The sequence below is a fragment of the Streptomyces murinus genome (genome assembly GCF_002154555.1).
GTDB lineage: Bacteria > Actinomycetota > Actinomycetes > Streptomycetales > Streptomycetaceae > Streptomyces > Streptomyces murinus.
In genome coordinates this window covers 1-7970 of the sequence record NZ_MUNF01000509.1, presented here as the reverse complement: position 1 = coordinate 7970, position 7970 = coordinate 1, and the positions used below count along the sequence as shown (strand labels likewise).

Annotated in this window: 8 protein-coding genes and 1 pseudogene; 6 read left to right on the top strand and 3 right to left on the bottom strand. The window is 73.5% G+C overall.

Annotation, left to right across the window (positions count from 1 at the left end; all coding sequences use genetic code 11):
• Nucleotides 1-11: 11 nt before the first annotated feature.
• From CCN72_RS28105 to CCN72_RS28085, 5 genes and pseudogenes are all read left to right on the top strand, one after another.
• A pseudogene (locus CCN72_RS28105) lies at nt 12-686 on the top strand (acetate--CoA ligase family protein); the annotation flags it as partial.
• Nucleotides 683-1483 carry an enoyl-CoA hydratase/isomerase family protein gene (locus CCN72_RS28100; RefSeq protein WP_202442638.1) on the top strand — a complete coding sequence of 267 codons (801 nt, stop codon included), beginning with the start codon at nt 683-685 and terminating at the stop codon, nt 1481-1483. The pseudogene CCN72_RS28105 and the gene CCN72_RS28100, both read left to right, overlap by 4 nt.
• A 45-nt stretch (nt 1484-1528) precedes the next feature.
• Nucleotides 1529-2260 (top strand): DUF6348 family protein, encoded by a 732-nt coding sequence (locus CCN72_RS39195; protein ID WP_086810669.1) that lies wholly within the window; start codon nt 1529-1531, stop codon nt 2258-2260.
• Nucleotides 2261-2311: 51 nt separating this feature from the next.
• The gene (locus CCN72_RS28090; RefSeq protein WP_086810668.1) at nt 2312-2908 is read left to right on the top strand and encodes a flavin reductase family protein; all 597 of its coding nucleotides are present in this window, start codon (nt 2312-2314) and stop codon (nt 2906-2908) included.
• Nucleotides 2909-3116: 208 nt separating this feature from the next.
• A complete protein-coding gene (locus CCN72_RS28085; RefSeq protein ID WP_158101426.1) occupies nt 3117-3833 on the top strand; it encodes a TetR-like C-terminal domain-containing protein in 717 nt (238 codons plus the stop codon).
• A 338-nt stretch (nt 3834-4171) separates the two neighbouring features.
• Here the strand turns inward: CCN72_RS28085 and CCN72_RS28080 are convergent, their stop codons facing one another.
• Nucleotides 4172-5509 carry an MFS transporter gene (locus tag CCN72_RS28080; protein ID WP_402147878.1) on the bottom strand — a complete coding sequence of 446 codons (1338 nt, stop codon included), beginning with the start codon at nt 5507-5509 and terminating at the stop codon, nt 4172-4174.
• 53 nt (nt 5510-5562) lie between these two features.
• On the opposite strand from CCN72_RS28080, the gene CCN72_RS28075 reads away from it, so the two are divergent.
• Nucleotides 5563-6633, top strand: coding sequence for a GlxA family transcriptional regulator (locus CCN72_RS28075; RefSeq protein WP_086810667.1), 1071 nt, complete (start codon nt 5563-5565; stop codon nt 6631-6633).
• A gap of 119 nt (nt 6634-6752) precedes the next feature.
• Here the strand turns inward: CCN72_RS28075 and CCN72_RS28070 are convergent, their stop codons facing one another.
• Both CCN72_RS28070 and CCN72_RS38275 read right to left on the bottom strand, forming a co-directional pair.
• Nucleotides 6753-7805 carry a Zn-dependent alcohol dehydrogenase gene (locus tag CCN72_RS28070; protein WP_086810666.1) on the bottom strand — a complete coding sequence of 351 codons (1053 nt, stop codon included), beginning with the start codon at nt 7803-7805 and terminating at the stop codon, nt 6753-6755.
• On the bottom strand, nt 7805-7970 hold a 166-nt coding region (locus CCN72_RS38275), incomplete at its 5' end, for an acyl-CoA dehydrogenase family protein (RefSeq protein ID WP_279630289.1). The genes CCN72_RS38275 and CCN72_RS28070, both read right to left, overlap by 1 nt.

The window sequence follows — 7970 nt, the reverse complement described above, 5'->3', positions numbered from 1 at the left end:
GTGCTCGCTGAGCTGCCGCCCTGATGAGCCCCGGGCGGCAGCTCAGCGAGCACGCGGCCAAGCAGCTGCTGCGCGCCTACGGCATCCGGGTGCCCCGCGAACAGCTGGTGACCAGTGCCGCGGCGGCCGTCCGCGCGGCGGCCCAGATCGGCTACCCGGTGGTGATGAAGGCCTCCGGTGACCGGCTCGCCCACAAGACCGAGCTGGGCCTGGTGCGGATCGGCCTCACCTCCGCCAGCCAAGTGCGCGACGCCTACCGCGAGTTCAACGACATCGCGCGCTACGAGGGCGTCCCGCTGGACGGCATCCTGGTCTGCCAGATGGTCGAGCGGGGCGTGGAGATGGTCGTCGGGGTCACCCATGACGAGCTGTTCGGGCCGACCGTGACCGCCGGGCTCGGGGGCGTCCTGGTCGAGGTGCTGCGCGACACCGCCGTACGCGTGCCCCCGTTCGGCGAGGACCAGGCCCACGCCCTGCTCGGGGATCTGCGCGGCCGGGCCCTCCTGGACGGCGTCCGGGGGCGGGCGCCCGCCGATGTGGACGCCCTGGTGGAGGTGATCCTGCGCGTCCAGCGCATGGCCCTCGAACTGGGCGATCACATCGCCGAGTTGGACATTAACCCGCTGATGGTGCTGCCCCGGGGCCAGGGCGCGGTGGCGCTGGACGCGCTGGTGGTGTGCCGATGACCGGGGTGGAGCACGAGGTGCGCGACCATGTCTCGTACCTCACCCTGAACCGCCCCGAGACCCTGAACGCCCTCACGCCCGCGCTGCGCGACCGCCTCGTCGACCTGCTGGCCGAGGCGTCCGCCGACCCGGCCGTGCGCGCGGTGCTCCTCACCGGCACCGGCCGGGGCTTCTGCGCGGGCGCCGACCTGCGCTCGGGGACGGACTCCCGCTCGGGAACGGACTCCCCCCGGATCCCCGGCGATGTCGCCCGCACCCTGCGCACCGGCGCCCAGCGCCTGATCGCCGCCGTCCTCGACTGCGAGAAGCCGGTGATCGCGGCGGTGAACGGCACGGCGGCTGGCCTCGGCGCGCATCTCGCCCTCGCCTGCGATCTGGTCCTGGCCGCCGAACCGGCCCGTTTCATCGAGGTCTTCGTACGGCGCGGACTCGTACCGGACGCGGGCGGGGCCTACCTCCTGCCCCGGCTGACCGGTCTCCAGCGGGCGAAGGAGCTGATGTTCTTCGGCGACGCGCTGTCCGCGCCGGAGGCGGAGCGGCTCGGCCTCGTCAACCGGGTCCTCCCGGAAGGGGAGTTGGCGAAGACGGCCCGCGACTGGGCCACCCGGCTCGCCACCGGCCCGACCCGTGCCCTCGCCCTCACCAAGCACCTCCTCAACTCCTCCCTCGACAGCGACCGCCCGGCCGCCTTCGCGGCGGAGGCATGGGCGCAGGAGATCAACCTGACGACACAGGACGCCGGGGAGGGACTGCGCGCGTTCGCGGAGCGAAGAGGGCCTGAATTCCTGGGGCGTTGAGACCGCCCGACGACCCCACAGCCCCCTGCCCTAGGGTGTCGCGCCATGGGATGGGGACCTTGGCGCAAGAAGGACGGGCCGGTCGCGAACGAGCCGATCGGCCCGAAGGAGTCACTGGCGCTGAGGCTGGTGGCGGAGCGGCTCGGCGGACTCGGCGGGGCGGCCTGGGAGGTCGCAGGGGACCGGGTGCGGGGGCCGGGCCGGGTGGCCGTCGTACTCGGTCATGACCACGAGGGCTCCGAGGGGCATGTGGACCTCACCTTCGTGCTGGACACCGACCGCCCGGAGCAGACCTCACTGCCGGACTGCGTCTCCGGATTCGGGCCCACGCCCGAGGCGAAGCTCGAACGGGCCGTGCGGATGTGGGCGACGACCACCGGCGCGGCCGTACTGGAGACGCTGGAGCAACGCGGGCGGCACGGCGCCCACTTCCCGGCACAGGATCCGGACGGCTTTCCCGGCCGGCACGCGATCCAGGGCGGCATCGTCGGCTGGGGAGCCGGGCCCGAGCACAGCTCGGTCCAGCGGTGGGCCGCCGACCGGGCACTCCTGCCGCTGATCGCCCCGGCCCTGACCGCGGACGGCCTGCCCCGCCAGGGGCTGATCGGCGTCAAGCTCTTCTTCGGCACCTTCCACGGCAAGGACACGGCCGAGGTCCGGGTCAACGGCCGTACCAGCGAGGCGGCTTCGGCGGCCCTGCTGAGCGCGGACTGGCCGCGCCCGCCCTCGGGCGGCTCGTACGCGCGCACCTACGCGGTCCTCGTCCACCCGTCCTGACCCTTCGCGCCCCTTCCTGTCTGACGCCCTGTCAGCTTCAATGGAGGGGTGATGGGACACGCAGGAGCCGCAGCCGCAGCCGTCCGCTATCTGGGCCTGCACCCGGTGGATCCGCTGCCGCGCCCGGAGCTGCGCTGTGTGCGGGCGGACGAGCGGGCGCCGGTGGACCAGGCCGAGTTCCGCCGCGTCCTCGGCACCTTCGCGAGCGGGATCACGGTCATCACGGCGCCGGCCGCCGAGGGCGAGAGCGGCCCGGCCGGTTTCGCCTGCCAGTCCTTCTCCTCGCTCTCCCTCGACCCGCCCCTGGTCTGCTTCATGGTGGCCCGTACGTCCACCACCTGGCCCCGCATCGCCCGCGCCGGCGTCTTCTGCGTCAACATCCTCGGCGCCGACCAGGCCGAGCTGTGCCGGGCCTTCGCGGTGCGCGGCGCCGACAAGTTCGCGGGCGTCCCGCACACCCCCGCGCCCCGTACGGGCTCCCCCAGGCTCCTGGGCGCCACCGCCTGGATCGACTGCGCCGTCCACGCGGTCCACCCCGGCGGCGACCATCTGATCGTGACCGGCCGGGTCGACGCCCTCGGCACCACCGACGACCCCCCGGCCCCGCTCCTCTTCCACCGGGGCCGGTTCGGACGGCTCGCCGACTAGGGCCTGTCCGGCGGACCTCGTGGTGGCCGTGGGCCTCGGCGCTCCCTTCGACGGACTCGCCGCCCGCCACAAGGCCGGAGCCCACCTGACCGCCGTTCCACACCAACAGGACCTGCTACCGGGCCACTTGGCCGGAACCAGCCGCATGCACGCCGTATTACCCGTCATGTAATCGACGCGATGCGGGACCTCTGACAGGGTCGGGATCATGACGACTTCCGAAGCCCATGACCCCCGCCAGGACAGCCTCGACGCGGCCGTCTCCCGGCTGAAGGCCGAGGCGGGCGGACGCCTCGCGGCCCGGCACCGCGTCGACCTGGACCCGGCCGGGCTGGCCCGCGCGGCCGGCGTCGACCCGGCCCTGATCGAGGAGCGGTTCCCCGACCGGGACGCCCTGTTGACCGAGCTGGTGCTGGCCGCCTACAACGCGATGGGCGACAGCGCGGAGCGGGCCGCGGCCGAGGCGCAGAAGGCCGGGGCCGAGCTGCTGAGCCGCTGGGTCGCCTGCTGCGAGGGCGTCCGCACGTGGGCGCTCGCCCACCCCGAGGAGTACGTGCTGATCTGGGGCCGCCCGGTGCCCGGTTACGACGCCCCGCCGGAGACGATGGCCGCGGGCGCCCGCACGGTCCTGGTCCTGCTCGGCCTGGTCCGCGAGGCGTTGGCGGCCGGCGAACTCGCCGTGGACCACGTGCCCGCGCCCGAACTGTCCGAGGGCATGGCCCGCACGATCGAGCCGCTGGCCCAGGGCATGCTGAGCGGCCTGCCCACCCCGGTCATCACCCGCATGCTGATCGTCTGGACCCAGCTGCACGGCATGGTCGGCTTCGAGGTCAACGGCCATATCGCGGGCGTCGCCGCCGACCCGGCCGCCTTCTTCACCCATGCGGCCACCGCCATGGGCCAGTACATCGGTCTGCCGCACTGATCCCGTGATCCCGTGAGCCCCAGCCGCGCTCCAGCCAACGACCCTGGGGGCGTACGAAGATCGCTCGGTGGCCGGCCCCGCCGGGCAACCCGGCGGGGCCGGTCAGATCGTCGTGCGCGTAGAGGGTGCGCTTGGGCACCGGCGCAGTGCCGCGGGCAAACGATTCTGTTCACTCAAGCGATCCGAGAAGAGTTCCTGAGCGGGCCGACCCTTCACCCGGACGGGCGGGACACGAGCATGGGCGTACGCCGAGCAGCCGACGCCCTGCGAACGGCCCGCGCCGAGCGACGCGTCACGGCCGGCCACCCGTCCGCCGCGGCCATGGTCCGGCCCCTCCGTCAGCCCGTCGCGAGGACCGGCTCGGGCGGGCGGACCCTGCGGATCACCAGGGACATCAGCGCCGCCGCCGCGCACAGCGTGCCCGAGGCGTACCAGACGAGGTCGTAGGAGCCGAAGACATCACGGGCGAGCCCGCCGAGGTAGGCCACGAGCGCGGCGCCGATCTGGTGGGAGGCCAGCACCCAGCCGAAGACGATCGCGCTGTCCTCGCCGAACTGCTCACGGCACAGGGCGAGGGTGGGCGGGACGGTGGCCACCCAGTCGAGGCCGTAGAAGACGATGAAGAACAGCATCGGCGGATGGACCGAGGGGGCCAGCAGCATCGGCAGGAAGACCAGGGACAGGCCGCGCAGGGCGTAGTAGACGGCCAGCAGGCGGCGCGGCTCGAAGCGGTCGGTGAACCAGCCGGAGGCGATGGTGCCGACGACGTCGAACACCCCGATCACCGCGAGCAGCGAGGCCGCGGTCGTCACCGGCATGCCGTGGTCGTGCTCGGCGGGCACGAAGTGGGTCTGGATCAGGCCGTTGGTGGAGGCGCCGCAGATCGCGAAGGTACCGGCGAGGAGCCAGAAGGTGCCGGTGCGCACGGAGGCCGACAGGACCTTGAGGGTGCGCCGGGCTGCGCCCGTCGCCGGGGGCGGCTTCGGCAGGAACTCCGCGGACCCGTAGGGGTTCTGCCCGACGTCCGCCGGGTGGTCGTGCAGCAGCAGCCAGACGAAGGGCACCACGGCCAGGGCGGCGAGGGCGACGGTCACGGCGGCGGGCCGCCAGCCGTGGTGCTCGACCATCCAGGACAGCAGCGGCAGGAAGACCAGCTGACCGGAGGCGGACGCGGCGGTCAGGATGCCGGTGACCAGGCCCCGGCGCGCGGTGAACCAGCGGTTGGTGACCGTCGCCGCGAAGGCCAGCGCCATCGAGCCGGTGCCGAGCCCGACGAGCAGTCCCCAGCACAGCCACAGCTGCCAGGCCGCCGTCATCCACACGGTCAGCCCGGAGCCGATCGCGATCACGGTCAGCGCCACCGCGACCACCCGCCGGATGCCGAAGCGGTCCATCAGCGCGGCGGCGAACGGCGCGGTCACGCCGTAGAGCGCGAGATTGAGGGAGACGGCCGCGCCGATCGTGCCGTGCGACCAGCCGAACTCCTGGTGCAGCGGGTCGATCAGCAGACTGGGCAGGGAGCGGAAGGCGGCCGCGCCGGTGATCGTGACGAAGGTGACGGCCGCGACGAACCAGGCGCGGTGCAGGCGGGTGCGCGCCGGGCGCGGATCGGGCGGAGCGGCCTGGGTGGGGACGGCGGCGGGGTTTGTCTGAATCACGTCATACAGCGTCCGCATTTCCTTCCCGCGCATCGAGTGGCCCGAAGGACAGCATTCGCTAGGATCGGGCCATGAGTATCGATCGGGCCAGGCACGCCGACCGGGCCTTGCCTGCCGACCGGACCGCGCACGCTGATCGGGCCGCGCACGCCACCGAGGAGTACCGCCCGCACCGGGTCGCCGTCCTCGCCCTGGACGGGCTGCTCCCCTTCGAGCTGGGCATCCCGCACCGCATCTTCGGCCGCCCCAGGGACGCCCTGGGCCGGCCGCTGTACGAGGTGTTCACCTGCTCGGTACGACCCCCGGGCCCGGTGGAGACGGACGCCGACTTCGCCGTCCAGGTGCCGCACGGCCCCGAGGCGCTGACCTGCGCCGACACGGTGATCGTCCCGGCGTCGTACGAGCTGGGCCCGGTCTTCGAGGAGGGCAGGCTGACCGAGGAACTGGCCGCCGCGCTCACCCTGATCCGGCCCGGCACCCGGCTCGCCTCCATCTGCACCGGGGTGTACGTCCTCGCCGCCGCCGGATATCTCGACGGTCGCCGGGCGACCACCCACTGGGCCGAGGCGGACCACTTCCAGCGGCTGTTCCCGAGGATCGAGGTGGACGCGGACGTGCTGTTCATCGACGACGGCGACGTGCTGACCTCGGCCGGGGTGGCCGCCGGGATCGATCTGTGCCTGCACATGGTCCGCCGCGACTTCGGCACGGCCGTCGCCAATGACGTGGCCCGGCGGATGGTCGTCCCGCCGCATCGCGACGGCGGCCAGGCCCAGTACATAGAGCGCCCGGTGCCCGACCCCCAGCTCGCCACCACCACCGGCGCCCGCGCCTGGGCACTGGCCCGGCTGCACGAACCGATCCAGCTGCGCGACCTGGCCGAGCAGGAGGCCATGTCGGTACGCACCTTCACCCGCCGCTTCCGCGAGGAGGTCGGCGTCAGCCCCGGCCAGTGGCTCAGCCGCCAACGCATCGAGCGCGCCCGCCAGTTGCTGGAGTCCACCGACCTCTCCATGGACCAGGTGGCCCGTACCTCGGGCTTCGGCACGGCACAGTCGATGCGCCAGCACATGCAGCAGGCGCTGGGCGTGACCCCGACGACGTATCGGCGGACGTTCAGGGCGCTCGCCGTGGACGCCTGAGGGGCGCACGGCGTGGGCCCCTCAGGGGCGCGCGGCGGAAGCCGCGTACGGCCCGCCGGCCCACACCGATCCGCACCGGCCCACGTCGGTCCGCTCCGGCCCGCGTCGGCCCCCGCCGGTCAGAACGTGAGCACCGCCCGCGCCACCCGTCCCGCCCTCGCGTCCGCTCGGGCCTTCTCGAAGTCCTCCACCGGGTAGACAGCGGAGACCAACTCGTCGAGCAGCAGGCGGCCTTGGCGGTACAGGTCGGCGTACAGGGCGATGTCGTGCTGGGGGCGGGCGGAGCCGTAGCGGCAGCCCAGGATGGACTTGTCCAGGTAGAGGGTGGAGACGCGGAAGGACGCCTCGGCGGCGGCCGGGGGCACACCGAGGAGGATCGCCTGGCCGTGCCGGTCGAGCAGATCGACGGCCTGCCGGATCAGCTCCACCCGGCCGACACACTCGAAGACGTGGTCGGCCCCCGTCGGCAGCAGCTCCCGCACCGCGTCCGCCGAGGTCAGGAAGTCGGTGGCGCCGAACTCCCGGGCTATCGCCGCCTTCGCCGGGTTGGCGTCCACAGCCACGATCCGCAGGGCGCCCGCGAGCCGCGCCCCCTGGAGCACGTTCAGGCCGATGCCGCCGGTGCCGATGACGACGACGCTGTCCCCGCACCGCACCCGCGCCCGGTTCAGTACGGCACCGACCCCGGTGAGCACCCCGCAGCCGATCAGCGCGGCGGACTCCAGGGGGATGTCACGGGGTATGCGGACCGCCTGGACCGCCCGGACGACGGTGCGTTCCGCGAAGGCGGAGTTGGCGGCGAACTGATGGACGGGCTCCGCCCCCGCCAGGGTGAAGGGCCGCTGGGGGCGCCCGATCGCCTGCCGGCACATCGTCGGGCGGCCCCGGTCGCACTCCGGGCAGGTGCCGCAGTTGGCGAGCGTGGACAGGGCCACATGGTCGCCGGGCGCGACATGGGTGACCCCCGCGCCGACCGCCTCCACCACACCGGCGCCCTCGTGCCCGAGCACCACCGGGACCGGGAACGGGATGGTGCCGTCCACCACCGACAGATCGCTGTGGCACAGCCCCGCCGCCGCGATCGCGACCAGCACCTCGCCAGGACCCGGCTCCCGTACCGCCAGATCGTCCACGACCCGCACCCACCGGCCGTCGAACACCACACCCCGCATCACCCGACCCCCTTCGGCTCCCTGGGCAACCCGAGCACACGCTCGGCGATGATCGTGCGCTGGATCTGGTCCGAGCCGCCGTAGATGGTGTCGGCCCGGGAGAAGAGGAACAGCTGCTGGTCCGCGTCGATCCGGTACGGCTCCTCGGCCGACCACTCCCCGGGC

Coding starts and splice junctions, on each gene's coding strand:
- CCN72_RS28100 (WP_202442638.1), top strand. CDS start 683: ATGACCGGGGTGGAGCACGAGGTGCGCGACCATGTCTCGTACCTCACC.
- CCN72_RS39195 (WP_086810669.1), top strand. CDS start 1,529: ATGGGATGGGGACCTTGGCGCAAGAAGGACGGGCCGGTCGCGAACGAG.
- CCN72_RS28090 (WP_086810668.1), top strand. CDS start 2,312: ATGGGACACGCAGGAGCCGCAGCCGCAGCCGTCCGCTATCTGGGCCTG.
- CCN72_RS28085 (WP_158101426.1), top strand. CDS start 3,117: ATGACGACTTCCGAAGCCCATGACCCCCGCCAGGACAGCCTCGACGCG.
- CCN72_RS28080 (WP_402147878.1), bottom strand. CDS start 5,509: ATGCGGACGCTGTATGACGTGATTCAGACAAACCCCGCCGCCGTCCCC.
- CCN72_RS28075 (WP_086810667.1), top strand. CDS start 5,563: ATGAGTATCGATCGGGCCAGGCACGCCGACCGGGCCTTGCCTGCCGAC.
- CCN72_RS28070 (WP_086810666.1), bottom strand. CDS start 7,805: ATGCGGGGTGTGGTGTTCGACGGCCGGTGGGTGCGGGTCGTGGACGAT.